This window comes from Agromyces sp. NPDC056389 (genome assembly GCF_042262385.1).
Taxonomy (GTDB): domain Bacteria; phylum Actinomycetota; class Actinomycetes; order Actinomycetales; family Microbacteriaceae; genus Agromyces.
Map to the genome: position 1 here is coordinate 2,427,406 of NZ_JBHJPN010000001.1, position 24,203 is coordinate 2,451,608.

Below are 24,203 nucleotides of genomic sequence, written 5' to 3' on the forward strand. Positions count from 1 at the left end.
CTGGCATCCGGGTCGGCGCGGTGCGACAGTTGAGGCATGGGCGCGGCAGCAGGGCGCATCGACACCGACGTGCTCGTCGTCGGCGCGGGCCCGAGCGGACTCACGGCCGCCGTGTGCCTCGCGAAGCTCGGCGTCGACGTGACGATCGTCGACGGCAAGCACGGACCGACCCGCGAGTCGCGCGCGCTCGCCGTGCAGGCGCGCTCGATGGAGCTCTACGACCAGCTCGGGCTCGTCGACCGCGTGCTCGCCGAGCGCTCGACGGCGACGACCGTGGTGCCGGGGGCGGGTCGGGGGCGGCCGTTCGGGCGCATCCGCCTGCGCGCGCTCGGCGTCGGGGTCACGCCGTACCGCGAGATCACGGTGTTCGAGCAGAGCCGCAACGAGCGGCTGCTCGTCGACGCGCTCGTCGAACTCGGGCAGGAGGTGCACTGGAGTCATCGCCTCGAGCGGCTCGAGGTCGCATCGCATCGGGCCTCGCCGGCCGTCACTGCCACGCTCGCCGGGCCCGACGGGCCGGTCGTCGTGCGCGCCCGGTACTGCATCGGGGCCGACGGCGCCCACTCCGTCGTACGGGAGACGCTCGGCATCGCCTTCGAGGGCGCGACGAACGAGCACACCTTCTACGTCTCGGATGCCTCGGGCGTCACCGGCCTCGTCGGCGACGCGATCAACGTGCGCATCACGGCCGAGCACTTCCTGCTCGCCTTTCCGATGGGCCCCGGTCGCGCGCGCCTGCTCGGGGTCGTGCGCGATCGCGACCGCGACGAGCACGGGGACCTGCCGGAGGCGCTCGTGCGCGGAATGCTCGACCGGGAGTTCGGCGTGCGGTACGCGGCATCCGCGTGGTTCACGACCTATCGACTGCACCACCGCCTCGCCGCGCGCTTCCGGGACGGGCCATGCTTCCTCGTCGGCGACGCCGCCCACATCCACTCGCCGATCGGTGCGCAGGGCATGAACACGGGGTTGCAGGAGGCGCACGGTCTCGCCTGCGCGCTCGCCGACGTCGTGGTCGGCGGCATGCCCGACGCCCGGCTCGACCGCTACGAGGCGGAGCGTCGACCGGTCGGCGAGGTGCTCGTCGCGACGACGGATCGCGCGTTCGCCGTCGTGACCTCCGCCTCGCCCACTGCGCGATTCCTGCGCGGCCGGGTCGTGCCGCTCGTCGGACCGGTGGTCGTACGACTCGCGCCGCTGCTCGTCGGCGGTCGGCGCGTGTTCGGCTACCTCTCGCAGACTCGCATCCGCTACCCGGTGCCGGATGCCGCAGGCACCCGCAGAGACGGGGCCGGGGCCGTGGGCGTTCGGCTGCGGTGGACGGGCGAGAACTTCGACGCCCTGCGTTCGATGCAGTGGCAGGTGCACGGCTACGGCGTGCCCGAGCGGGCGGTGCGGCGCATCGCCGCCGAGCTCGGGGTCGAGGCGCACGTCTTCAGCCGCGACACCGGCAGGCCCCGACGTGCCCGGCTGCGGGCCGATCGGGTCTACCTCGTGCGCCGCGACGGCTTCGTGGTCGCCGAGGTGCTCGCTCCCGGCACGGGCGCCGACCTCGACGCGGCCCGGGCCCGCCTCGCCGGATTCTGAGGCCCGCTCATCGACGCGTATCGTCGTATGGTGACCGACCAGACGACGCCCGCACCGGCGCCCGCGCCCGCGCCTGGCGCGGCCGGCAGCAGGAACCTCGCCGGAGCCGCGGTGCAGCTCGGCACCGAGGTCTCCATCAACTTCGGATCCTCGCTCGCGGGACTCGTCATCCCGATCGTCGGATCGTTCGTCGTGGTCGCCGTGCGCCAGCTCGTGATGGTCGTCGCCGTGCTCCCGTTCTACCGGCCGAAGCGCGCCGAGCTCACATGGCGCCGGCTCTGGCCTGCGGTCGCGCTCGGCGTCGTGCTCGCCGTCATGAACGTCACGTTCTACGAGTCGGTGCACCTGCTCGGCCTCGGCATCGCCGCGACGATCGAGTTCCTCGGGCCGCTCGCCATCGCGCTCGCGAGCTCACGTCGCATGCTCGACGTGGTCTGCGCACTCGCCGCGGGCGCCGGCGTGGTGCTGCTGATCGGGCCCGGGGCGTCGGATGCCGCGGACATCGACCCGTGGGGCGTGGCGCTCGCCCTGACCGCCGCGGCGGCCTGGGCCGGCTACATCCTGCTCACGCGCAAGGTCGCGCACGGCCTGCCGGGACTCGAAGGACTCACCGTCGCGAGCATCGTCAGCCTCGCGCTGCTCGTGCCGTTCGCGGCGGCGACCTTCGATCCCGCGACGATCGACTGGGCCGTCGTGGGCCTCCTGCTCGGCGTCGGCGTGCTGTCGTCGGCGTTGCCGTACAGCCTCGACACCTGGATCCTTCGCCGCATCTCGCCGCGCATCTACGCCATCGTCACGAGCTTCGGCCCCGTGATCGCAGCCGTGTTCGGCTGGCTCGTGCTCTCGGAGACCTTCTCGACCACCGAGGTGATCGCGATCGTCATCGTCTGCGGTGCGGCGGGCACCGCACTCGCAACGCAGCGCGCACGGCCGAAGTCGCAGCTCGAGCAGACCGCGGAGGGCATGGCCTGACCGGCGCGGCCCGACGCGCGGGCGCGCGTCAGCGCTCGGGGTGGTGCTCGCTCTCGGCGGCGGCGGCGGCCGCCGCCTCCGCTTCCAGTGCACGGAGCAGCGCGCCCACGCCGCGCGTGAGCGCTCGAAGATCCTCGACGTCGAGCCGTTCGAGCGGCGGGCGGCTGAGTTGCGGCCGCGCGGCGAGCAGCTCCTGCATCACCTCGCGCCCCTTGGCGGTGGCGAGCACCCGGCGCACCCGGTGGTCATTGGGGTCGTCGACACGCGTGGTCATGTCTTGGCCGGTCAGCCGGTCGACGATGCCCGACATGGTGGCGAGCGAGACACCGAGCGTCTTCGAGAGGCCCTGCACGGTGCTGCCGTCGGGGTCGGTCAGGATGATGCCGAGCACCTTGAGCTGCTGCATCGTGAGCCGGATCGAGAGCAACGGTTCGACGAGTTCGGGCACCACGATGGTCTCCATCGCCGCCTGCAAGCGGAGGAGTTCGTCGAGGAGTTCGCCCTGGCCGGCGCTGGCGACTTCGAAGCTCTCCACTCGATTACCGTACCCCGGTGTTCTCAGCCGCAACACAGGGAGGAATACGTAGCCTAAGGCGAAGCTTCGTATCACACGAAGCAAATCCGCCTCGGTACGACCACGCCCCGACCCCCAGGACGGCCATGCACAGACTCGCCCGATTCAGTCTCGCCAACCGGGCGCTCGTCGCGCTCGTGACGCTCGTCATCGCCGGCTTCGGCCTCTTCTCGATGACCCAGCTCAAGCAGGAGCTCATCCCGTCGATCGAGCTGCCGCAGTCGACCGTGGTCACGGTCGTGCCCGGAGCGAGCCCCGAGGTGATGGACGAGCAGGTGAGCCTGCCGATCTCGAACGCGCTGTCGAACCTCGACGACGTCGAGTCCGTGCTCGCGAGCTCGTCGAGCGGCGTGTCGACGGTCTCCGTCGCCTACGCGTACGGCACCGACGCCAAGGAGTTCACGGCATCGCTGAACGACGCCCTCGCGGGGCTCGACGGAACGCTGCCGGAGAGCGCAGAACCCGAGGTGCTCGCGGGCAGCACCTCGTCGCTCCCGATCATGTTCCTGACGGCGGGGGCGACGGATGTCTCGCTCAGCGAGCTCTCCGCGACCCTCGACGACGTCGTGGTGCCCCGCCTCGAAGCCATCGACGGTGTGCGCTCAGCCACGGTCTCGGGGGGCGAGACCGAGCGCGTCGTGATCACTCCCGACCAGGCGGCGCTCGCGGCGCAGGGCATCTCGCCGATGGCGATCTCCGAGGCCCTCGAGGCCAACGGGCTCACGATGCCGCTCGGCAGCATCACCGAGGACGGCCAGCTCCTGCCCGTGCAGGGCGGCGAGTCGATCGACTCGCTCGACGCGCTCCGCGAGATCCCGCTCGCGTCGACGACGCAGCCCGGCACGGTCGTGCTGCTCGGCGACGTGGCATCCGTCGAGCTCGAGACCGAGCCGCAGACCTCGATCACCCGCACGAACGGCGTCGAGGCGCTCTCGCTCTCGATCGTCGCAACGCAGAGCGCCGACGTGGTCGCCGTCTCGCACGCGGTCGACGACGCACTCGCCGACCTCTCCGACGAGCTCGACGGCATCGAGCTGACCGTGGTCTTCAGCCAGGCGCCGTTCATCGAGGAGTCGATCGAGCATCTCGCGATCGAGGGCCTGCTGGGCCTTCTCTTCGCGATCGTCGTCATCCTGATCTTCCTCATGTCGGTGCGTTCGACGCTCGTGACCGCGATCTCCATCCCGCTCTCGGTGCTCGTGACCTTCATCGGGCTGAACCTCGGCGGCTACTCGCTCAACATGCTCACCCTCGGTGCGCTCACGATCGCGATCGGACGCGTGGTCGACGACTCGATCGTCGTCATCGAGAACATCAAGCGGCATCTCGCCTACGGCGAGGCGAAGGTGCAGGCGATCCTCGGCGCCGTGCGCGAGGTCGCGGGTGCGATCACCTCGTCGACCCTCACGACGGTCGCGGTGTTCCTGCCGATCGCCCTCGTCGGCGGCATGGTGGGCGAGCTCTTCGCGCCGTTCGCCCTCACCGTGACGATCGCGATGCTCTCCTCGCTCCTCGTCTCGCTCACGATCGTGCCCGTGCTCTCGTACTGGTTCCTGCGGCAGCCGAAGAACCTCGACGACATCGAGGCCACGCGCCTCGTCGCGGAGGAGAAGGAGCGCACGGGCTGGCTGCAGCGCGGCTACGCCCCGGTGCTGCGCGGCACGCAGAGGCATCCGGTGATCACCCTCGTCTCCTCGGTGCTGCTGCTCGTCATCACCTTCGCGATGGTGCCGTTCCTGAAGGTCGACTTCCTCGGCTCCACCGGCCAGAACATGGTCATGGTGTCGCAGGAGTTCCCGGCAGGCACCGACCTCGAGACCATCTCCGCGGGCGCCGAGAAGGTCGAGGACGTGCTGCTCGAGACCGAGGGCGTCGACGATGTCATGCTCACCGCCGGATCGGGCGGCGGCATGATGTCGATGCTCGGCGGCGCGGGCGGCACCGCGACCTACATCGTGAACACGTCGAAGGACGTCGACCAGGCCGCGCTGCAGGACGAGCTCCGGGCGAGCCTCGCCGAGATCGAGGACGCCGGCGAGATCGGCATCGCCGACTCGGCCGCGATGGGCGGCTTCGGCGGCACCGTCGACGTGATCGTGCAGGCCGCGAACGAGAGCGATCTCGCCGCGGCATCCGATGACGTCCTCGACGCCCTCGAGGGCACGCCGAACGCCGCGGAGATCACGAGCGATCGCGCTCCCGCACAGCCCATCGTGCAGGTGACCGTCGATCGCACGACCGCGCTCGAGAACGGCCTCACCGAGGTGCAGGTGCTCGGCATCGTGGCGGGCACGCTCTCGCCCCAGTCGATCGGCTCGATCGGCCTCGACGGCGAGGAGTACCGCATCTACGTCGACGGCGCCCCGGCTCCGCAGAGCATCGCCGAGCTCGAGCAGGTCGTGGTGCCGAGCACCGCGAGCCCCGTGGGCTTCGTGCCGTTGTCGGCGATCGCGACGGTCGAGGAAGTCGCCGTGCCGACCTCGATCGCCCGTCAGGCGGGCGATCTCGTCGCGACCATCTCGATCACGCCCGAGGAGGGCGAACTCGGCGCCGTCACCGCGTCGGTGCAGGAGCGCCTCGCCGAACTGGAGCTGCCGCAGGGCGTCACCGCCGAGATCGGCGGCCTCGCCGAGACCCAGACCGAGTCGTTCGAACAGCTCGGCCTCGCGATGCTCGTGGCGATCGCGATCGTGTTCATGCTGCTCGTGGCGACGTTCCGGTCGCTCCGCCAGCCGCTGATCCTGCTCGTGTCGATCCCGTTCGCGGCGACGGGCGCCATCGCCCTGCTGCTCGCGACCGGCCGACCGCTCGGCATCTCGGCGCTCATCGGCATGCTCATGCTGATCGGCATCGTCGTGACGAACGCGATCGTGCTCATCGACCTCGTGAACCAGTACCGCGCCCAGGGGCAGAAGGTGGCCGACGCCGTCTTCAACGGAGCCCGTCAGCGCCTGCGTCCGATCCTCATGACGGCGCTCGCGACGATCTTCGCCCTCATGCCGATGGCGTTCGGCGTCACCGGGTCGAGCGGGTTCATCTCGCAGGACCTCGCGATCGTCGTGATCGGCGGCCTCGTCTCGTCGACGCTGCTGACGCTCGTGCTCGTGCCCGTGCTCTACCTGCTGGTCGAGGGGCGTCGCGAGCGGCGCGAGGCGAAGCGGGCGGCGAAGGGCGCCTGACCCGCGCATCGAGACCAGGGAGCGGGCACCCCGACACGGGTGCCCGCTCCCTGCTCGCATGTCGGCCGGCTCATTGCCCGCCAGTGGCCCCGACCGTATCGTGGACGCGAGGGCGTGCTGCACATCGACGTGTCGGGAGGAACCATGGCCACCATCGCGTGGATCGGTCTGGGTCACATGGGCGGGCCGATGGCGGGCAATCTCGTCGCGGCCGGACACATCGTGCGGGGCATCGACCCGGTGCCCGCGGCGCGCACCGCCGCCGCCGAGCGCGGGGTGCGCATCGTCGCGACCGTCGAGGAGGCGGCGCGGGACGCCGATGCCGTCTTCACCTCGCTGCCGCGCAGCGAGCACGTGCGCGAGGTCTACGGGGGAGAAGACGGGGTGTGGGCCGCTGCACCCGCCTCGGCGCTGCTGCTCGACACCTCGACCGTCGACGTCGCGACGTCGAGGTTCTGCCACGAGGCATCCGTCGAACGCGGGTTCCGCTTCGTCGACTCGCCCGTCTCGGGCGGCATCGCGGGAGCCGAAGCGGCGACGCTCACCTTCATGCTCGGCGGCGATCCGGCGGATGTCGCCGAGGCCACGCGTCTCGTCGAGCCGCTCGCCGCGCACGTCTTCGACCTCGGCGGCCCCACGATGGGCATCGCCGCGAAGCTCGCGAACAACCTCATGCTCTTCGTCTCGCTGCTCGGCGTCGCCGAGGGGTCGCAGCTCGCCGCCGAGCTCGGGCTCGACCCGGCGAAGTTCTTCGAGGTGGCCTCCGTCTCGTCGGGGGAGTCGTGGCCGCTGCGCACCTGGTATCCGGCGCCGGGCGTCGTGCCGACGAGCCCCGCCAATCGCGGGTTCGACGCCACCTTCTCGGCGGTGCTCGCCCAGAAGGACCTCTCCTTCGCGCTCGCCGCAGGCGACGCCGCCGGGCTGCCGATGCCGGCATCGCGCATCGCGCTCGAGCAGTTCGAGCGGCTGATCGGCGAGGGCTTCGGCGGCAAGGACGCGAGCCTCATCGTGAAGTACGCCTCGGCCGACGGCAGCGTCGCGGGGTTCGACCCCGAGGCGTGAGCGGCTCGGCCCTTGCGTGAGCGGCGGTCTCAGCCGTGCTGCACGGCCGTGATGACCTCGGTGAGCCGGTCTCGGAGGCGCCCGAGCTCGTCGAGGCTCATGCCGAGCCGGTCGACGACCTGCGGCGGAATGGCGAGCGCCTGCTCGCGCAGCGCCCGCCCGGCAGGCGTGAGCGCGACGTCGAGGGCGCGCTCGTCGCGGGCGCTGCGCTCGCGGGTGAGGTAGCCCTGCGCCTCGAGTCGCTTGAGCAGCGGTGACAGCGTCGCCGGCTCGAGCTGCAGCGCCTCGCCGAGGTCGCGCACGGTGCGCGGGCTCCGCTGCCAGAGCGCGAGCATGACGAGGTACTGCGGGTGCGTGAGGCCGAGGGGTTCGAGGATCGGCCGGTAGACGCCGATCACGCCGCGCGCGGCGACGGCGAGGGCGAAGCAGACCTGGTTCTCGAGGGCGAGCAGGTCGTCGGCATCGCCGGGTGCGGCCGCGGATGGCGCGGCCGACGCCGGGTCTGCGGTGACCGTCTCGTCGGCGGTGTCGGGGAGTGCGCTGCTGGCGTTCATGGGCTTCCAGTATGACGTGGCGGCAAATCATTAGTACACTAATGATTGTGACACGAAGAAAGCGGGAAACGCCACCCGGGGCCCAGCGCGGCTACGCCGGCTTCATCGACCGGCTGAACGCCAAGCTGCTGCCCTACATCGGGCCGCCGCCCCTGGGCCCGTACGACGAGGAGCCGGTGCCGGCCGCGCCTCCGACATGCCCGCTCTGCGGTGCCCCGATGTCGAGCCACACGATCGACCGCTCGTTCGAGCGCACGCAGCTGCACTGCCCCTGACGTCGAGGTGTCGGTGCCGCCCGCTACTCTGACGACGTGAGCGACTACGAAGTGCTGGAGATGGGCGGACTCGACGAGTGGCGGGAGCATTTCGGCGGCTTCCGCCCCGAGAGCTCGCGTGACGGGCGACGGGTCGTCGACCACGACCTCGAGATGCAGTACATCGGCATGACGGCGAATGCGCTCGAACCCGGTGAAGAGGCCGGCTACTGGCACACGCACTCGCGTGTGGAGGAGCTCTACGTGTTCCTCGGCGGGCGCGGGCAGATGGGCCTCGACGACGAGGTCGTCGAGGTCGGCTCCGGCAGTGTCGTGCGCGTGGGGCAGGGCGTCTGGCGCACCTGGCGCTGTGCGCCCGACGGCTCCGAGCAGCTGCGGTGGCTGTGCATCCGCGCCGGCGGCTCCGAACTGCCGCACCTGCCCGACGACAGCTCGCGCGACAACGACCGCCCGTCGCCCTGGTAGCCGGCGGCAGTGTGACGACCGACGACTCGCCGACCGCCGCGGTGCGCGAGGCATACACCGAGCGCGTCGAAGAGTACATCTCGCTGTTCGGCTCGGTCGCCGACCTGCACGAACTCGACCGTGCACTCATCTCTCGATGGGCCGAGCGCCTAGGCGGAGCCGTGCTCGACGCCGGGTGCGGGCCGGGCCACTGGGCCGACCACCTCCGCCGGCTCGGCCATGAGGTCGAGGGCGTCGATCTCGTTCCCGCGTTCGTGGCTCGAGCGAGCGAGCGATTCCCCGAGGTGCCGTATCGCGTTGCCTCGTTCGACGACCTCGGCGTCGCCGACGCCGCCCTCGGCGGGATCCTCGCGTGGTACTCGCTGATCCACCTCGAGCCCGACCGGGTGCCGTCGGCCCTCGACGAGTTCGCACGGTGCATCGCCCCCGGCGGAACCCTGCTGCTCGGCTTCTTCGACGGGGCGAGGCTCGAGCCGTTCGCGCACAAGGTCGTGACCGCCTACTTCTGGCCTCCGTCGGCGATGGCCGAGCGTCTCGAGGCAGCCGGGTTCGCGGTGGAAGAGGTACACACCCGCGCCCAAGCGGGCAGTCGACCCCAGGCGGCGATCGTGGCGCGGCGCACCGCCGCCGGCGCCGGTGCGGGGGTACCGGCCGCCTAGCTCTGCGCGGCGAGCCGTCGGCTCACCCAGCGGTCGTACTGCGCCCACGGGTCGGCGACGCCGAGGCGCAGCTCGGCGATGTGGGCGAGGAGCTCGTCGTGCACGCCGAACCACTCGGTGCCTGCGAAGCGGTGGGCCGCGAACTGCGCGTGGCGACGCTGCTCGAGCAGGCGATCGCCGAGCTCGAAGGCGAGCACCTCGTCGTGCGGCAGGCTCGCGAACCGGACGCGCGGATTGCCCGAGGTGCCGATCTTGATCTGGTCGCGATAGCCGAGGTAGTAGACGACGTCGACCCGGGGGTCGGCCACCCCGTGATCGGGCGCGTCGCCCACGCGCCACTCGCAGATCGCGCAGATGCGGCCCGACGGGTAGACGACCCCGACCCTCGAGCCGCAGACGAGACAGGGCTCGGGCAGCAGGTCGGTCACGCCGACCTCGCCGGCCACCCAGTCGTGGGCCTCGAGCAGGTGCCCGGTGCAGAGGTCGAGGGGTGCGCCCGCCGCGACCGGCGCCGGGCACGGGCCGTCGTCGAGGCGGATGCTGCACACCCGCCCTGCGGCATCCGCTCGGCTCATACCGGAAGGCTAGCCGCGACCACCGACGCGACAGGGGGCCGCGATAGGCTCGATTCCCGACCGCCGAACGGCGGCGGACGCCGAGGTTCGGAGGTCGATCGGCATGCCCCTGTGGCGCAAGCGGGAGCGACGGCGGTTCAAGCCGTTCGATCGCACGGCGCTGCCCGAGGCCCCGATGCCGACGTTCGACGAGATGCTCGCAGAAGGCGTGCTCGTCGCCGAGTCCGCCGGGCGCATGGCGCTGAAGAACCGACTGATCGTCGAGGCGTTGCGCGGCGAAGAGCCGTTCGCGCCCGAGCGGGCGGCCGCGGCCGCCCGAGAAGTGCTCTACGAGCTCGTGCAGGAGGCCGACGAGGTCGCCGAGATCACCGCTGACGCGCGTTCGGCCGCCGCGAAGCGCGAGGGCCGATCCTCGCACGAACACGACTACCGACGGGCGGATGCCGCGAACCTGCGCCGGCGCGAGCAGGTCTACGCCGCCGTGGCGAAAGAACTCTGGACGCGCCGCAACGACCCCGAGTACCTCACGGCGTTCGCCGAGCGAGCGCGCGAGGAGGCCTGGGAAGAGGTCTCGGGCGCGATCGAGACGCGCCTCGACCGCGAGTGGGGCGAGTGGCCCGAGATCGAGGTCGACGAGACCTACGAGGCCGAGCGCGACGATCGTCTCCACGACCTGCTGGCCGACCTCGACCGCGGTGTCGCCGCCGCCGAGGCCGAGCGGGCACGCCGTGCCGAGGCGAACGACCCGTTCCGCGGGTTCGTGGGCTAGGCCGGCAGGCACCGGGACTTCATCGAGCCTTCACGGCAGGCGGATCCGGGCATCCGTGCTCCGCGCTAGCGTGGGGGAGATGAGCCGCACCGACCGCATCGACGGAATCGAGGCGCCGCCGGTGCCGGCCGGCCGGCCGGGTCTTCGGCTCGCCGCATTGTCGACCGGGCAGGTCTTCAGCTGGGGCATCCTCTACTACGCGATGATCGTCGCGGCGCCCGAGGTGGCGCGCGAGACGGGGTGGTCGCTCGTCGCGATCACGGCCGCCTTCTCGGCCGGGCTCGTGGTCTCGGCGTTCGCCGGAGTGCTCGTCGGGCGCCTGCTCGACGAGCGCGGGCCGCGCACCGTCATGAGTCTCGGATCGCTCGTCGGTGCGGTCGGACTCGTGGGCGTCGCCTCCGCGCCCGACCTCGTGCTCTTCGCGACGGCCTGGATCGTGTGCGGCATCGCGCAATCGGCCGTGCTCTACCAGGCCGCCTTCACCGTGATCACCCGCCGCTACGGTGCACGCCGCCAGGTGCCGATGACGATCCTGACGCTGGCCGGCGGACTCGCCTCGACGATCTTCGCCCCGATCGTCGCGGCCCTGCTCTCGGTGCTCGACTGGCGGGCGAGCTTCCTCGTGCTCGCCGCGGTGCTCGCCATCGTCACCGTGCCGCTGCATCTGCTCTCGCTCGAACGCCGATGGCCTCATCGACCGGTCGCGCACGAGGAAGCCGTGCACACGGTCTCCTCGGTGCTGCGCACGCGTCGCTTCTGGATGCTCGAGATCACGATGATCGCCGTCAGCGTGGCGCTCATGAGCACGACGCTCGCCGCGGTGCCGTTGTACATCGAGAAGGGCCTGACCTTCGAGTTCGCGGCCCTCGCGCTCGGCCTGATCGGCGCGGGGCAGGTGATCGGCCGGCTGCTGTTCCTCGTGCTGCCGCGAGGGGCCAGGCCGTGGGTGCCCGTCGCCGTCGTCTGCGCGCTCACCGCGGTCTCGCTCGCCGCCCTGGCGCTCGTTCCCGGCCCGATCTGGTTGCTCATCGCGATCGGCATCGTCGCGGGCGCCGTACGCGGCGCGTACACGCTCGTGCAGGCGTCGGCGGTCGCCGATCGCTGGGGCACGCGCAACTACGGCGCCATCAACGGCGCCTTCGCCGCGCCGATCACGATCGCGATGGCCCTCTCGCCGGCGATCGGACCGGCGGTGGCCGCGGGCGTCGGCTCTTACGCCGCGATGGCGGCGGTCATGGCGGCGCTCGCGTTCGTCGCGATGTTCACGGCACGCTCGAGCTGATCGCTCGACGCACGCGAGCCTGTCGCTCGGCGGTCGCCGCGCCTGCGGCGTGCGTCAGGCGGCCGGCTCCTCGGGCGTCTCGAGGATGATCGCCGGCTGCTCCTCGACCGGGTCGGCGAGGCCGTGCGCCGCCAGGTAGTGCTCGGCATCGAGCGCGGCCGCGCATCCGGTGCCCGCCGCGGTGATGGCCTGGCGGTAGCGCTTGTCGACGAGGTCGCCGCAGGCGAACACGCCCTCGAGATTCGTCTGCGTCGACGGATGACGCACCAGCACGTAGCCGTCGTCGTCGAGGTCGACCTGGCCCGCGACGAGCGCGCTGCGGGGGTCGTGGCCGATCGCGATGAAGAGGCCGGTCGCGTCGAGCGCTGCGTCCTCACCCGTCGTGGTGTCTCGCAACCGGAGGCGCTCGAGCCCGTCGTCTCCCTCGGCCGCGACGACCTCGGCGTTCCAGTAGGGGCGGATCTTCGGGTTCGACAGCGCGCGCTCCTGCATGATGCGCGACGCCCGCAGCGAGTCGCGGCGGTGCACGAGCGTGACGGAGTCGGCGAAGCGGGTGAGGAACATCGCCTCTTCGAGCGCGGAGTCGCCGCCGCCGACGACTGCGATGTCCTTGCCCCTGAAGAAGAAGCCGTCGCACGTCGCGCACCACGAGACGCCGCGACCGGTCAGCCGTTCCTCGCCTTCGACGCCGAGCTTGCGGTACGCGGAGCCCATTGCGAGCACGACGGCGTGCGCACGGTACTCGACCCCGTTGATCGTGCGGATGGTCTTGACGTCGGCCGTGAGCTCGACCTCGGTGGCGTCGTCGTAGACGACGCGTGCGCCGAAGCGCTCGGCCTGCTGCCGCATCTGCTCCATCAGCTCGGGGCCCATGATGCCGTCGGCGAAGCCGGGGTAGTTCTCGACCTCGGTCGTCGTGACCAGCGCGCCGCCCGCTTCGACCGAGCTGGCGAGCACGACCGGTGCGAGTCCGGCGCGGGCGAGGTAGACCGCGGCCGTGTAGCCCGAAGGGCCCGAGCCGATGACGACGACGTTCTCGATGTCGCTCATGATTCGGCCGGGGCCGGCGCGATCTCGGCGATGAGTGCCTCGACGCGGGCGCGGATGTCGTCGCGGACGCGCCGTACGGTCTCGAGCTCCTTGCCCGCGGGGTCCTCGAGCTCCCAATCCTCGTAGCGCTTGCCCGGGAAGATGGGGCAGGCGTCGCCGCAGCCCATCGTGATCACGACATCGGACTCGCGCACGGCGTCGACGGTGAGCACCTTCGGCGTGTTGTCGGCGATGTCGATGCCCTCCTCGGCCATCGCGGTGATCGCCACGGGGTTGATCCGGTCCTTCGGTTCCGATCCCGCCGACAGCACCTCGACGCGGTCGCCCGCGAGCGCCCGCAGGTACCCGGCGGCGATCTGCGAACGGCCCGCGTTGTGCACGCAGACGAACAGGACGGTGGGCTTCTCGGTCATGGCGTTGCTCCTTCGATCGCACTAATCATAGATCGCCATCTATTGATTAAGCGAGCGGCGAAGCGGACGCCTGTCAGCCCGTGCAGGGCATCACGACGACGCGATCCCGAGCTCGTCGAGCAAACCGCGGACCCGGAGTTCGATGTCGTCGCGGATTCCCCGCACCTGCGCCACCGGGAGTCCGGCCGGGTCGTCGAGCTCCCAGTCCAGATAGCGTCGCCCCGGGTAAACCGGGCAGGCGTCACCGCAGCCCATCGTGATGACCACGTCGGCGGCCCGCACCACTTCGTCGGTGAGGGGCTTCGGGAACTCTCCGCCGATCGGCACCCCGATCTCGTCGAGCGCCGCGACGATCGTCGACTTCACCGCGCTCGCCGGCTCCGATCCCGCGGTTCGGACCCGCACCCGGTCGCCGGCGAGGTGCTTCAGGATCGCGGCGGCGATCTGGGAGCGCCCGGCGTTCTGCACGCACACGAACAGCACCTCGGGCGGCCCGTCGGCGCCGGGGTTCCGCTGCGCCGCGAGCGCGCCGAGGCGTTCGGCGGCGAACCGCGCGGTGAGCGAGGGCAGCAAGCGCGTGATCTTCGAACGCTCGGCCAGGAGGTCGTGACTCTCACGCACGTACCGTTCGACCGTCTCGGGCGAGAAGACGCCGGCGAAACGGGTCGAGAGATCGGATGCCACTCGAGCGAGCACCTCGTCGGGCATGCGGATCGCGGCATCCGTCTGCAGCAGTTCGTCGACGCGCTCGGCCGCGCCGGGCGCGATGGAGTACCAGACCCGTCGGCCGTCGGGCGTGCGCTCGAGGACCCCATCGTCGAGGAGTGCCTTCACGTGGTGACTCACCGTGGGCTGCGTGAGGCCGAGGCCGTCGGCGAGGCGGCCGACGAGCGCCCGCCCGTCGGCACCCTCGCGGATGAGCCCCAGGATGCGCAGCCGCGTCGGATCGGTGAGCAGCCGAAGACTGCGCGCCGTGTCCGTTGCATCCATAGATCAGAGTCTATGCACCGCTGGGCGTGCCGGGCCGGTTGCGGCGAGCGGAGGCGCGCGATCAGCCGCAGCAGCTCCCGGCGGCGGAGTCCGAGCCGGAGTCGCCGCCCGTCGAGCACACGCCGGTCGCCGGCAGCACGAGCTCGACGTTGCGGGCGGCGGCCGCGTCGCCGGCCAGCCACGCGGTCACCGACCGCACCTGCTCGTAGCCCGTCGCGAGCAGGAAGGTCGGCGCCCGGCCGTAGCTCTTCATGCCGACGATGAAGAAGTCGCGCTCGGGCTGCTCGAGCTCGCCGAAGCCGTGCGGCTCGACGGTGCCGCAGGAGTGCACGTTCGGGTCGATGAGCGGGGCGAGCCGCCGCGGCGCTTCGACGATCTCGTCGAGTTCGAGGCGGATCTCGCGGAGCATCTCGAGGTTCGGCCGGAACCCCGTGGCGTTCACGATGCGGTCCGCCGAGATCGTCTCGAGCCCGTCGCCGCGACGGCCGGTGATGAGGGCGGCGGATGCCTCGGCGCCCGTGCCGCGCGCGAGCCGCACGATCTCGAAGCGATCGACGAGCTCGATGCGGCCGGCTTCGACGAGCGCGTCGACGCGAGCGCCGATCGATGCGCGCGCCTGCAGCTCGTCGTCGGGCGAGGTCGTGACCCGGGCGGCCGTCGCGTTGCGGATGACCCAGGTGATGCGGGTGCCGGGCTCCTGCTCGGCGAGCTCGGCGAGCTTCAGCAGGGTGTTCGCGGCCGAGTGCCCGGCGCCGACGACGACCGTGTGCCGGCCGGCGAACTGCGCCCGCTCGCGACCGAGCACGTCGGGCAGGGCGTGGCTCACGAGGTGCTCGACCTCGGGCAGGCCGAGCGGGTCGAGCCCTGAGGAACCGAGCGAGTTCGGGGTGCGGTAGGTGCCCGAGGCGTCGATCACGGCGCGCGCGGTGAGCTCCTCGACACCGTCGGCGGTGCTGATGCGCAGCAGGAACGGCGTCTGCGCTCGACCCGTGGTGCGCGTGCGGTCCATGCCCTCGCGGGTGACGGCGGTGACCTCGACCCCGAATCGCGTTCGGTCGGCGATCGCCGGCAGCGCGGCGAGGGGTGCCAGGAACCGTTCGACGAGCTCGGAGCCCGAGGGTAGCGACTCCGCCGTCGGGGCGACCCAGCCGGTGTCGGCGAGGAGCCGCTGCGACGCGGGGTCGACGAGGTGCTTCCACGGCGAGAAGAGGCGCGTGTGGCCCCACTGGGCGACGCTCGCCCCGACCCGGTCGCCCGCCTCGAGCAGCACGAAGTCGATGCCGCGCTCGACGAGGTTCGCGGCGGCGGCGAGGCCGATCGGGCCCGCTCCGATGATCGCGACGGGGAGGGAGTGCAGGCGCGAGGGGAGGGTTCGCGGTGCGGTGAGGTCGATGAGGGTCATCCGGGTGCTCCATTCGTCGGAGGGGCGCATTCATTGAAGTTCGTCGATACAGAGTGTCGCGCCTATATCGATGGATGTCAATATATGCGAGACTGTTCTGCATGACGATCGTCGAGCTCCCCCTGGTGAACGCCGAAGCCGCCCCGGTCTCGTGCTGCGCACCGCTGACCCGCGCGACGATCACCGCCGAAGACGCCGAGGCCTTCGCGCGAACGCTGAAGGCCATCGCCGACCCGGTGCGGCTGCGACTCGTCTCGATCGTCGCGGCATCCGAAGGTCGGGAGGCATGCGTCTGCGACCTCACCGAGCCGGTCGGCCTCAGTCAGCCGACGGTGTCGCACCACCTGAAGATCCTCACCGAGGCCGGCATCCTCTCGCGCTCGAAGCGCGGCACGTGGGCCTACTACCGCCTGGTGCCCGGCGCCCTCGAGGCGATCGCGGCACCGCTCGTCGGCGTCTGAATCGTCACTGCCGGCGAGCCCGCTTCGTACGGTTGTAAGTATGTCCGAACTTAGTTACCCTTGACCGCGGAGACGCACAGGAGCGTCCCAACGGTTGAGAGGACTCTCGGTGATCCGAACTGCGAACGCGCCGGTCAGTTATGGCGTCTTCGAACTTTCCCGCCCCGATGTCGTGCCGCTGCCCGATGGCGAGCAGCTCGCGACGTGGGTGGCCGAGGCCGGCTACGAGGGCATCGACCTCGGCCCGGTCGGCCTGTTCGGTGATCGACACGGGTTGCCGCAGCTCCTCGAGCGCCACGGTCTCGCGCTCGCGGGCGGCTGGGTCGACCTGCCCTTCGCGGGCACCGACGAGGAGTTCGAGCACGCGTTCGCCGCGCTCGCCCCCACGCTCGAGCTGTTCGCCGCGGCCGCCGCCGTCGCCCCCGACCGCGCCCCGAAGCCGACGCTCGCCGACTCGGGCTCGCCCGAGCGCAAGGCGCGCCCGGGCGGCGCCCTCGAACTCGAACTCGACGACGCACGCTGGGCCGTCTTCACCGCACGCGTGCAGCGCGCAGCCGACCTCACGCGCGCGGCGGGCCTCGAACCGACCTTCCACCACCACGCGAGCACCTACATCGAGACGCCGCGCGAGATCGACCGGTTCCTCGCCGACACTGACGTCGACCTGACGTTCGACACCGGGCACCTGCTCGTCGGCGGCGGCGACCCCGTCACCGACTTCCCGCGCTGGGCCGAGCGCATCAACCACGTGCACCTGAAGGACGCCGACCGTTCGGTGCTCGCAGCCGCGGCCGGCTCGGCCGATCCGATGCGCGACATCTGGGAGCGACGCGTGTTCGTGGCGCTCGGCGAGGGCGACCTCGAGGTCGATCGCATCGTCGACACGATCGTCGACTCGGGGTACGACGGCTGGATCGTCGTCGAGCAGGACGTCATCCTGCAGGACGCCGCCGACGTCGCCCGCGCACGCGCCGATCAAGTCGCGAACCGCGAGCGCCTGCGGCGGTGGTTCGCATGACCGGGTTCGACGAGCAGCCCGTCGCCGGCGACGACGCCGCGCCCCGTGGCGAACGCGTGCGCGTCGCCGTGATCGGCCTCGGCGCGATCAGCCAGAGCGTGCACCTGCCGCTCATCCGACGCATCGCCGACCTCATCGAGCTCGTCGCGGTCGTCGACCTCTCGATCTCGCGAGCACGCGAGATCGCCGAGGCATCCGGTACCGGAGTCGCGCCCTTCGACTCCGTCGGGGAGCTCATCGACGCCGTTGCCGCCGGCACCCTTCGCGTCGACGGCGCGATCCTCGCGACCGCGGGTTCGCACGCGCCGGATGTCGCGCGGCTCGTCGGCGCCGGCATCCGCGTGCTCGCCGAGAAGCCGCTCGCGTTCTCGATCGCCGAGGTCCGGTCGCTCCAGGCGCTCGCCGACGCTCGTGGCATCGACCTCGCCGAGTGGGTGCGGGTCGGCTACATGAAGGAGCACGACCCGGCATCGGCCGCCGCGAAGGCCCTGCTCGCCGAGGTCGACGTGCGCGCCGTGAGCGTCGAGGTGCTGCACCCCGCCGACGGGGCGCAGCTCGCGTTCGCGAACCTCTCCGCCCCGCCGTCCGACGTGCCGCCCGAGCTGCTCGCGACCCTCGTCGCCGCGACCGACGCGACGGTCGCCACGGCGATCGGCGGCGACGCCGCCGACCCGCTCCCCAAGCTCTACACGAACGTCGTGCTCGGCTCGATCGTGCACGACATCGGGCTCCTGCGGCATCTCGTCGGCGGCATCGGCACGGTCGACCGCGCCCGCCACACGGGCCCGGCGTTCCCGGGTTCGCTCAGCCTCGGCGGGTTCCTCGCCGAGCGCACCGACGTGCCGTGGTCGATCGACTGGCACTTCATCCCGCGCTACCCCGAGTACCGCGAGACCGTCACCTTCCACCACGAGACGGGCACGATCGCCCTCACCTTCGCGGTGCCCTACGTGCTGAACGTCCCCACCGTGCTCACCGTCGTGGAGAACGCCGAACCCCTCGGGTCGCGACGCTCCGAGACGCGATGGATGCAGGAGGAGGCGTTCGAGCATGAGCTCCGATCGTTCGCGGCACTCGCCGCGGGGCATCCGGAGCCCGGCCCATCGGTCGCAGAGGGAGTCGCCGACATCATCGTCGGCCAGCGGATGCTCCGCACCCTCGCCGACTCGATCGGCGCACCGCTCGGCGAGTCGTCGGAGGCGGGTGCCGCCGGCGACCGGCGGGCCTGAGTACCACCGCACCACCACTACCGCACCACGAGAACACAGCAGCACCCTGCCGACGAGAGGCTCGGCGGGCGAATCGATGAGAGAGGTCGAAGATGATCAATCACAGCAAGCGCAGGGTTCTGGCGGCATTCGCCGTCGCGACCGCCGGCGCCCTCGTGTTCGCCGGTTGCTCCGGCGAGGCACCCGAGGCGTCGGAGGACGACGGCCCGGTGACCCTCACGATCACGGCGAACGCCATCACCGGCGGCAAGAACGCCGCTGAGGCCGACTGGCTCGCGGACTGGGTCATCCCCGAGTTCGAAGCCGCGATGGAGGAGGACGGCAAGGACGTCACCGTCGAGTTCGAGCCCCAGGGCGTCGACGACGAGAACTACAAGACCAAGATCGCCCTCGATCTGCAGTCGGGCGAGGGCGCCGACATCATCGGCATGGACGGCATCTGGGTCGGTGAGTTCGCCGAGGCGGGGTACATCAAGCCGCTCGCCGAGGTGGGCGGCGACTCCGTCGACTCGTGGGAGGGCTGGGACCAGATCCCCGAGGCCGTGCAGAACGCGCTCTCGTTCGACGACGAGCGCTACGGCGTGCCGCAGGGCGCAGACGGTCGCGTGCTCTACTACAACAAGGACCTCTTCGAGCAGGCCGGCCTTCCCGCCGACTGGCAGCCCGAGAGCTGGGACGACGTGCTCGACGCGGCGCGCGACCTGAAGAAGCTCGACGGCGTCACGCCGATCCAGCTCAACGCGGGCACCGCGATGGGCGAGGCGACGACGATGCAGGGCCTGCTGCCGCTGCTCGTCGGCACGGGCGAGCAGGTCTACGAGGACGGCAAGTGGGTCGGCGACACCGACGGCCTGAACGACGTGCTCGACCTCTACAAGACGATCTACATCGACGAGGGCCTCGGTGACGCCGTGCTCCAGCAGGAGGCTGCGGGCCGCGACACCTCGTTCCAGCTGTTCGCGTCGAACCAGATCGGCATCCTCCTCGAGGGCGACTACTTCTGGCGGAGCGTCATCAACCCGGCAGAGGGCGTCGGCACCGCGCCGATGGCGAACCGCGACGACGTCGTCGGCTACACGAAGATCCCCGCCATGAAGCCGGGCTCCGGCGTCAACGACCAGGACTTCGTGTCGATGTCGGGTGGCACCGGCCGCGTGCTGAACCCGAACAGCGACCACCCCGAGCTCGCGTGGGAGCTGCTCGCGTTCATGAACTCGGCCGACGCGTACGAGGCCCGGAACGCCGGCACCCTCGCGATCACGCCGCGCACCGACGTGAACGACGAGATGCTCGCCGAGGACCCGATGCTGACGTACGTCAGCGAAGAGGTGCTGCCGATCACCGCGTACCGTCCGCCGCTCGCCGCCTACCCGCAGGTGTCCACTGCACTGCAGCAGGCGAGCCTCGACGTGGTCTCGGGCACGAGCGTCGCCGACGCCGCGAGCACGTACGCCGACGCCGCGAAGGACATCGTCGGAGACGACGCGGTCTCGGGTGGCTAGGCGATGACCACCAGCACCACGACGCCGGCGGGGAGCGCGATCGCTCCCCGCCGGCGGCGGGCCGACGACGTCGCCGGCCTCGGAACGGTCAGGGCCGGCATCTTCGTCGCGCCGGCCCTGATCCTCATCGGCATCTTCCTGCTGTTCCCAGCGGTGTGGACGATCTGGCTCGGCATGACCGACTACCGGCTCACCGGCCTGCAGGCCGCGTCGCCGGAGTTCGTCGGCCTCGACAACTACGTCGAGGCGCTCACCGACCCGTCGTTCTGGAACTCGCTCTGGCTGACGCTCATCTTCGTGCTCTTCTCGGGCATCATCGGCCAGACGCTCATCGGCTTCGGGCTCGCCTGGTCGGTGCGCAACATCCACGGCTGGACGAAGGGGCTCATCGAGGGCCTCGTGCTGGCCGCCTGGGTCATCCCGGCATCCGTCGCCTCGTTCCTCTGGCTCGTCCTGCTCGACCGGCGGTCGGGCACGATCAACGGCCTGCTCGGCACCGAGGGCACCGCCTGGTTGATCGACCACCCGATGCAGGCGATCATCATCTTCAACATCTGGGTCGGCACCGCCTTCTCGATGCAGCTCTTCTCCTCGGCGCTCAGCGCCGTGCCGCCGTCGCAGATCGAGAGCGCCAAGATGGTCGGCGCCTCGGGGTGGCAGCAGCTCCGCGACGTGATCGTGCCGAACATCAAGGGGCACATCCTCACGAACACCCTGCTCATCACGCTGTGGACGTTCAACACCTTCACGCCCTACCTCGTGACGGCCGGCGGCCCCAACGGCAAGACCGAGATCCTCTCGGTGTACATCTACGAGACGGCGATCCCCGGCGGCCAGCTCGGCCTCGGCGCCGCGATCTCGCTCATCATGCTGCTCATCAACCTCGTCATCGCGCTCGCCTACGTGCGCGTGTCGAAGGGAAGGAAGAAGCGATGACCGCCACCCCCGTGCGGAAGGTCGCGTCGAACTCGACCGTGCGGCACTTCCTCTCGCGAGTCGCCTTCGCCGTGATCATGACGATCGTCGGCGTGCTCTTCGCCCTGCCGATGGTCTGGCTCGTGCTCGCACCGTTCGATGCGACGCCGTCGCTGTCGTTGTCGTGGCCCGACTGGACGCTCGACAACTTCGCGCGCCTCGCCGAGAACCCCTATGCACTGCGCTCGATCGGCAACTCGCTGCTGCTCGGCATCGGCACGATGGTGATCGTCGTCGTGCTCGGCGCACTCGCCGCCTACGCGATGAGCCGCATCCGCATCCCGGGGCGCGACGGCATCCTCTACGGACTGCTGCTGCTCTCCTCGATCGTGACGGGCACGGCGGCGATGGTGCCGACGTTCCAGATCATCACGCAGCTCGGGCTCATCAACTCCTACGTCGGCGTGCTCCTCGTGCTCGCGGGCGGCATCCTGCCGACCGTGATCTTCATCCTCAAGGACTTCATGGACTCGATCCCGAAGTCGTACGAGGAGTCGGCGAGGCTCTACGGCGCCGGCCCGTTCCGCATCCTCCGCGACGTCGTCGCACCGATCGCGCGGCCCGGCCTGGCGTTCATCTCGATCTGGACCATCGTGCAGGTCTGGGGCAACTTCCTCGTGCCCTTCATCCTGCTGCGCAGCCCCGACCTGCAGCCGGCAGCGGTGCTCATGTACACCTTCTACACCGAGAGCGGACAGGCCGACCTGCGGCTCATCTCGACCTTCGCGCTGCTCTTCTCGGCTCCCGTGCTCATCATCTATTTCGTCGTCAACCGTCGCTACGGTTTCCGCTTCCATGGAGGTATCAAGTCCTGATGGCCGGTATCAACGCCACTCAACTCGTCAAGGAGTACCCCGGAGGCGTCCGCGGCGTCGACGAGGTCGACGTGCAGATCGACGACGGCGAGTTCTTCGCCCTGCTCGGCCCCTCGGGCTGCGGCAAGACCACCCTGCTGCGCTCGATCGCCGGCCTCGAGGCGATCACCGCCGGCACCCTCGTCATCGGCGACCGCGACGTCACCAACGCCGAGCCCGGCGCCCGCGGGGTCGCGATGGTGTTCCAGGACTACGCGCTCTTCCCGCACATGGACGTGGGCGACAACATCGCGTACCCGCTGCGCATCAAGCACGTCAAGCGCGACGAGCGACGCGCCACGGCCGAGAAGGTCGGCGACGGCCTCTCGCTCCAGGGTCTCATCGAGCGCCGGCCGGGCCAGCTCTCGGGCGGGCAGCAGCAACGCGTGGCGCTCGCCCGCGCGGTCGCGACGCGGCCCGACGTGCTGCTCCTCGACGAGCCGCTGTCGAACCTCGACGCCCGGCTCCGACTCGAGGCGCGCACCTTCCTGAAGGAGCTGCAGCGCGACCTCGGCGTCACGACCGTGTTCGTCACGCACGACCAGGCCGAGGCGCTCGCGCTCGCCGACCGCATCGCGGTCATGAAGGCGGGCAAGCTCCAGCAGATCGGCACGCCCCGCGAGGTGTTCCAGCGACCGAACAACACCTTCGTCGCAGGCTTCATCGGCTCGAACCCGATGAACCTCGTCGAGACGACGGTCACGGGCGGTGCGATCTCGATCGGTGAGACGTCGGTGCCCGTGCCGGCCGGCACCGAGGCGCTCGTGCACGACGGTCAGTCGGTGATCTGGGGCATCCGGCCCGAGTACCTGCGCTGGGTCACGAGCGAGGAGCCGGGCGCGATCCCTGCGGAGGTGAGCGTCGTCGAGAACCTCGGCGCGAGCGTGCTCATCGCCGTGAACGCGAGCGGGCACAAGTTCCAGGTCGTCGTGCCCGAAGACCACGAGCCGGCTCCGGGCGACCGCGGGTGGCTCGTGCCGCAGGGTGCGAAGACCCTGCTCTTCGACGCCGAGTCGACGCAGCGCATCGGCTGACGCGATGACGACGATCCGCCGCACCGTTCGCATCACGGTCGACACGCAGAACGAGCACCGCTTCTTCAACGTGCCGTTCGACGTGCCGTCCGGCACCGATTCCCTCGAGGTCGCGATCCGCTACGACGGTTCGAACGCCGGCATCGACCTCGGCTGCGAGGGGGCGAGCGGATGGCGCGGCTGGTCGGGCGGCGCCCGCACCGAGTTCCTCATCCACCCGGCCGACGCCACGCCCGGCTACCTGCCGGGTGCGCCCGAGGCGGGGGAGTGGAACGTCGTGCTCGGCCTGCACCGCGTCCCCTCCGAGGGCGTCGAGGTCGAGGTCGAGGTCACCATCCCGGCATCGCGCGCGGTGCCGCCGGTTCCCGAGGCCGTGCCGGCGACGCGCACCGTGCGCGGCAGCGATCGCGGGCTGCCGGCCGAACCCGGCCTCACCTGGTTCGCGGGCGACTTCCACGGCCACACGCTCCACTCCGACGGGCGCCTGCCGATCGGCGGACTCGCCGCCCTGGGCGTGGCGAGCGGCCTCGACTTCATGGCCGTCACCGACCACAACACGGTGAGCCATCACGCCCACCTTCCGGCCGAAGGCGCCAGGCACGGCATCACGCTCCTGCCCGGCCAGGAGGTGACGACCCACCGCGGCCACGCGAACGCGTTCGGCGACATCGGCTGGATCGACTTCCGCGAGCCCGCGCAGCACTGGGTCGACGAGGTCGAGCGGCGCGGCGGCATCCTGAGCATCAACCACCCGATCTCGGGCGACTGCTCCTGGCTGCACCGGCTCGAGCGGCGGCCCGCCGCCGTCGAGCTCTGGCACTCGACCTGGTACCTCGAGCTCATCTCGACCGCGCCCTTCGCATGGTTCCGCACCTGGCCCGAGGGCGCGACGCTGCTCGGCGGCAGCGACACGCACATGGTCGAGGAACCGCAGCGCCCCGGCACGCCGACGACGTGGGTCGCGGCGGCGGACGACTCGGTCGAGGCGATCCTCGACGGCGTCCGCGCCGGACGCACGGCGATCACGGGCAGCGGCAGCTTCGACGGCACGGTGCTCATGCCCGAGCTCATGCGCGCCCCGGCGCTCGTGCGGCTCGGCGACGAGGTCGTCGCGGTCGACGCGGAGGGCCTCGTGCTCGTCGACGGCTTCGGGCGGCGTCGGTCGGTGCGTTCGGCGCGCGAGGCGTTCGCGGCCGACCCCGCCGACGGGCCGTTCCACCTCGTGCTCGCCGACCGCCGCATCATGGCTCTCTGCGCGTAGCCGGCGCCACCTGAACCACCGCACCCTGAACCACCGCACGCTGGAACACCGCTTGGAGTTG

24 protein-coding genes are annotated in these 24,203 nt (G+C 71.0%); 17 read left to right on the forward strand and 7 right to left on the reverse strand.

Annotated elements, in window-relative coordinates; translation table 11 throughout:
• The first annotated feature begins 36 nt into the window (after positions 1 to 36).
• Positions 37 to 1,587 (forward strand): FAD-dependent monooxygenase, encoded by a 1,551-nt coding sequence (locus ACFCVM_RS11370; RefSeq protein ID WP_375836276.1) that lies wholly within the window; start codon positions 37 to 39, stop codon positions 1,585 to 1,587.
• 30 nt (positions 1,588 to 1,617) lie between these two features.
• Complete coding sequence (locus ACFCVM_RS11375) at positions 1,618 to 2,559, forward strand: DMT family transporter (RefSeq protein WP_375836277.1); 942 nt, start codon at positions 1,618 to 1,620, stop codon at positions 2,557 to 2,559.
• A gap of 28 nt (positions 2,560 to 2,587) precedes the next feature.
• On the opposite strand, the gene ACFCVM_RS11380 is transcribed toward ACFCVM_RS11375, so the two are convergent.
• On the reverse strand, positions 2,588 to 3,094 hold the full coding sequence (locus ACFCVM_RS11380) for a MarR family winged helix-turn-helix transcriptional regulator (RefSeq protein WP_375836278.1): 507 nt from the start codon (positions 3,092 to 3,094) through the stop codon (positions 2,588 to 2,590).
• 125 nt (positions 3,095 to 3,219) lie between these two features.
• Between ACFCVM_RS11380 and ACFCVM_RS11385 the strand changes: the two genes are divergently transcribed.
• Both ACFCVM_RS11385 and ACFCVM_RS11390 read left to right on the forward strand, forming a co-directional pair.
• Positions 3,220 to 6,312, forward strand: a complete 3,093-nt coding sequence (locus ACFCVM_RS11385; RefSeq protein WP_375836279.1) for an efflux RND transporter permease subunit — start codon at positions 3,220 to 3,222, stop codon at positions 6,310 to 6,312.
• Between the two features lie 144 nt (positions 6,313 to 6,456).
• Complete coding sequence (locus ACFCVM_RS11390; protein ID WP_375836280.1) at positions 6,457 to 7,374, forward strand: NAD(P)-dependent oxidoreductase; 918 nt, start codon at positions 6,457 to 6,459, stop codon at positions 7,372 to 7,374.
• Between the two features lie 29 nt (positions 7,375 to 7,403).
• Here ACFCVM_RS11390 and ACFCVM_RS11395 read toward each other — a convergent pair whose 3' ends face one another.
• The gene (locus tag ACFCVM_RS11395) at positions 7,404 to 7,928 is read right to left on the reverse strand and encodes a MarR family winged helix-turn-helix transcriptional regulator (RefSeq protein ID WP_375836281.1); all 525 of its coding nucleotides are present in this window, start codon (positions 7,926 to 7,928) and stop codon (positions 7,404 to 7,406) included.
• A gap of 47 nt (positions 7,929 to 7,975) precedes the next feature.
• Here ACFCVM_RS11395 and ACFCVM_RS11400 point away from each other — a divergent pair, with 47 nt between their 5' ends.
• The 3 genes from ACFCVM_RS11400 to ACFCVM_RS11410 are packed head-to-tail and all read left to right on the forward strand — an operon-like array spanning position 7,976 to position 9,327.
• Positions 7,976 to 8,203 (forward strand): hypothetical protein, encoded by a 228-nt coding sequence (locus ACFCVM_RS11400; RefSeq protein ID WP_375836282.1) that lies wholly within the window; start codon positions 7,976 to 7,978, stop codon positions 8,201 to 8,203.
• A gap of 36 nt (positions 8,204 to 8,239) precedes the next feature.
• Positions 8,240 to 8,668: a cupin domain-containing protein gene (locus ACFCVM_RS11405; RefSeq protein WP_375836283.1), complete on the forward strand. Its 429-nt coding sequence runs from the start codon at positions 8,240 to 8,242 to the stop codon at positions 8,666 to 8,668.
• Between the two features lie 11 nt (positions 8,669 to 8,679).
• A complete protein-coding gene (locus tag ACFCVM_RS11410) occupies positions 8,680 to 9,327 on the forward strand; it encodes a class I SAM-dependent methyltransferase (protein WP_375836284.1) in 648 nt (215 codons plus the stop codon).
• Here the strand turns inward: ACFCVM_RS11410 and ACFCVM_RS11415 are convergent.
• Positions 9,324 to 9,902 (reverse strand): GIY-YIG nuclease family protein, encoded by a 579-nt coding sequence (locus tag ACFCVM_RS11415; RefSeq protein WP_375836285.1) that lies wholly within the window; start codon positions 9,900 to 9,902, stop codon positions 9,324 to 9,326. The two genes, ACFCVM_RS11410 and ACFCVM_RS11415, sit on opposite strands and share 4 nt — an antisense overlap.
• 103 nt (positions 9,903 to 10,005) lie before the next feature.
• On the opposite strand from ACFCVM_RS11415, the gene ACFCVM_RS11420 reads away from it, so the two are divergent.
• Positions 10,006 to 10,671 carry an asparagine synthase gene (locus ACFCVM_RS11420; RefSeq protein ID WP_375836286.1) on the forward strand — a complete coding sequence of 222 codons (666 nt, stop codon included), beginning with the start codon at positions 10,006 to 10,008 and terminating at the stop codon, positions 10,669 to 10,671.
• Between the two features lie 79 nt (positions 10,672 to 10,750).
• Positions 10,751 to 11,953, forward strand: a complete 1,203-nt coding sequence (locus ACFCVM_RS11425) for an MFS transporter (RefSeq protein ID WP_375836287.1) — start codon at positions 10,751 to 10,753, stop codon at positions 11,951 to 11,953.
• Between the two features lie 54 nt (positions 11,954 to 12,007).
• On the opposite strand, the gene trxB is transcribed toward ACFCVM_RS11425, so the two are convergent.
• The 4 genes from trxB to ACFCVM_RS11445 all read right to left on the reverse strand — a co-directional run bounded on the left by trxB (position 12,008) and on the right by ACFCVM_RS11445 (position 15,808).
• Complete coding sequence (gene trxB, locus ACFCVM_RS11430; RefSeq protein WP_375836288.1) at positions 12,008 to 13,003, reverse strand: thioredoxin-disulfide reductase; 996 nt, start codon at positions 13,001 to 13,003, stop codon at positions 12,008 to 12,010.
• Positions 13,000 to 13,416: an arsenate reductase ArsC gene (locus ACFCVM_RS11435; RefSeq protein ID WP_375836289.1), complete on the reverse strand. Its 417-nt coding sequence runs from the start codon at positions 13,414 to 13,416 to the stop codon at positions 13,000 to 13,002. The genes trxB and ACFCVM_RS11435 overlap by 4 nt, the downstream gene beginning before the upstream one ends.
• Before the next feature lie 90 nt (positions 13,417 to 13,506).
• Positions 13,507 to 14,406, reverse strand: a complete 900-nt coding sequence (locus ACFCVM_RS11440) for a metalloregulator ArsR/SmtB family transcription factor (protein WP_375836290.1) — start codon at positions 14,404 to 14,406, stop codon at positions 13,507 to 13,509.
• A gap of 61 nt (positions 14,407 to 14,467) precedes the next feature.
• Positions 14,468 to 15,808, reverse strand: a complete 1,341-nt coding sequence (locus ACFCVM_RS11445; protein ID WP_375836291.1) for an NAD(P)-binding domain-containing protein — start codon at positions 15,806 to 15,808, stop codon at positions 14,468 to 14,470.
• A 101-nt stretch (positions 15,809 to 15,909) separates the two neighbouring features.
• Between ACFCVM_RS11445 and ACFCVM_RS11450 the strand changes: the two genes are divergently transcribed.
• From ACFCVM_RS11450 to ACFCVM_RS11485, 8 genes are all read left to right on the forward strand, one after another.
• Positions 15,910 to 16,269, forward strand: a complete 360-nt coding sequence (locus ACFCVM_RS11450; RefSeq protein WP_375836292.1) for a metalloregulator ArsR/SmtB family transcription factor — start codon at positions 15,910 to 15,912, stop codon at positions 16,267 to 16,269.
• 109 nt (positions 16,270 to 16,378) lie between these two features.
• On the forward strand, positions 16,379 to 17,287 hold the full coding sequence (locus ACFCVM_RS11455; RefSeq protein WP_375836293.1) for a TIM barrel protein: 909 nt from the start codon (positions 16,379 to 16,381) through the stop codon (positions 17,285 to 17,287).
• Entirely contained in the window at positions 17,284 to 18,516 is a 1,233-nt protein-coding gene (locus ACFCVM_RS11460) for a Gfo/Idh/MocA family protein (protein ID WP_375836294.1), read from the forward strand. The genes ACFCVM_RS11455 and ACFCVM_RS11460 overlap by 4 nt, the downstream gene beginning before the upstream one ends.
• 92 nt (positions 18,517 to 18,608) lie before the next feature.
• Complete coding sequence (locus tag ACFCVM_RS11465) at positions 18,609 to 20,018, forward strand: extracellular solute-binding protein (protein WP_375836295.1); 1,410 nt, start codon at positions 18,609 to 18,611, stop codon at positions 20,016 to 20,018.
• Positions 20,019 to 20,021: 3 nt separating this feature from the next.
• Complete coding sequence (locus ACFCVM_RS11470) at positions 20,022 to 20,954, forward strand: carbohydrate ABC transporter permease (protein ID WP_375836296.1); 933 nt, start codon at positions 20,022 to 20,024, stop codon at positions 20,952 to 20,954.
• The gene (locus ACFCVM_RS11475) at positions 20,951 to 21,808 is read left to right on the forward strand and encodes a carbohydrate ABC transporter permease (protein ID WP_375836297.1); all 858 of its coding nucleotides are present in this window, start codon (positions 20,951 to 20,953) and stop codon (positions 21,806 to 21,808) included. The genes ACFCVM_RS11470 and ACFCVM_RS11475 overlap by 4 nt, the downstream gene beginning before the upstream one ends.
• A complete protein-coding gene (locus tag ACFCVM_RS11480; RefSeq protein WP_375836298.1) occupies positions 21,808 to 22,881 on the forward strand; it encodes an ABC transporter ATP-binding protein in 1,074 nt (357 codons plus the stop codon). The genes ACFCVM_RS11475 and ACFCVM_RS11480 overlap by 1 nt, the downstream gene beginning before the upstream one ends.
• A 4-nt stretch (positions 22,882 to 22,885) precedes the next feature.
• Positions 22,886 to 24,142 (forward strand): CehA/McbA family metallohydrolase, encoded by a 1,257-nt coding sequence (locus ACFCVM_RS11485; protein ID WP_375836299.1) that lies wholly within the window; start codon positions 22,886 to 22,888, stop codon positions 24,140 to 24,142.
• Positions 24,143 to 24,203 lie beyond the last annotated feature (61 nt).

What these genes read in the sequence shown, in the direction of transcription:
- ACFCVM_RS11370 (WP_375836276.1), top strand. Translation starts at nt 37, where the DNA reads ATGGGCGCGGCAGCAGGGCGCATCGACACCGACGTGCTCGTCGTCGGC.
- ACFCVM_RS11385 (WP_375836279.1), top strand. Translation starts at nt 3,220, where the DNA reads ATGCACAGACTCGCCCGATTCAGTCTCGCCAACCGGGCGCTCGTCGCG.
- ACFCVM_RS11390 (WP_375836280.1), top strand. Translation starts at nt 6,457, where the DNA reads ATGGCCACCATCGCGTGGATCGGTCTGGGTCACATGGGCGGGCCGATG.
- ACFCVM_RS11395 (WP_375836281.1), bottom strand. Translation starts at nt 7,928, where the DNA reads ATGAACGCCAGCAGCGCACTCCCCGACACCGCCGACGAGACGGTCACC.
- ACFCVM_RS11415 (WP_375836285.1), bottom strand. Translation starts at nt 9,902, where the DNA reads ATGAGCCGAGCGGATGCCGCAGGGCGGGTGTGCAGCATCCGCCTCGAC.
- ACFCVM_RS11420 (WP_375836286.1), top strand. Translation starts at nt 10,006, where the DNA reads ATGCCCCTGTGGCGCAAGCGGGAGCGACGGCGGTTCAAGCCGTTCGAT.
- ACFCVM_RS11425 (WP_375836287.1), top strand. Translation starts at nt 10,751, where the DNA reads ATGAGCCGCACCGACCGCATCGACGGAATCGAGGCGCCGCCGGTGCCG.
- trxB (WP_375836288.1), bottom strand. Translation starts at nt 13,003, where the DNA reads ATGAGCGACATCGAGAACGTCGTCGTCATCGGCTCGGGCCCTTCGGGC.
- ACFCVM_RS11435 (WP_375836289.1), bottom strand. Translation starts at nt 13,416, where the DNA reads ATGACCGAGAAGCCCACCGTCCTGTTCGTCTGCGTGCACAACGCGGGC.
- ACFCVM_RS11440 (WP_375836290.1), bottom strand. Translation starts at nt 14,406, where the DNA reads ATGGATGCAACGGACACGGCGCGCAGTCTTCGGCTGCTCACCGATCCG.
- ACFCVM_RS11445 (WP_375836291.1), bottom strand. Translation starts at nt 15,808, where the DNA reads ATGACCCTCATCGACCTCACCGCACCGCGAACCCTCCCCTCGCGCCTG.
- ACFCVM_RS11450 (WP_375836292.1), top strand. Translation starts at nt 15,910, where the DNA reads ATGACGATCGTCGAGCTCCCCCTGGTGAACGCCGAAGCCGCCCCGGTC.
- ACFCVM_RS11460 (WP_375836294.1), top strand. Translation starts at nt 17,284, where the DNA reads ATGACCGGGTTCGACGAGCAGCCCGTCGCCGGCGACGACGCCGCGCCC.
- ACFCVM_RS11465 (WP_375836295.1), top strand. Translation starts at nt 18,609, where the DNA reads ATGATCAATCACAGCAAGCGCAGGGTTCTGGCGGCATTCGCCGTCGCG.
- ACFCVM_RS11470 (WP_375836296.1), top strand. Translation starts at nt 20,022, where the DNA reads ATGACCACCAGCACCACGACGCCGGCGGGGAGCGCGATCGCTCCCCGC.
- ACFCVM_RS11475 (WP_375836297.1), top strand. Translation starts at nt 20,951, where the DNA reads ATGACCGCCACCCCCGTGCGGAAGGTCGCGTCGAACTCGACCGTGCGG.
- ACFCVM_RS11480 (WP_375836298.1), top strand. Translation starts at nt 21,808, where the DNA reads ATGGCCGGTATCAACGCCACTCAACTCGTCAAGGAGTACCCCGGAGGC.
- ACFCVM_RS11485 (WP_375836299.1), top strand. Translation starts at nt 22,886, where the DNA reads ATGACGACGATCCGCCGCACCGTTCGCATCACGGTCGACACGCAGAAC.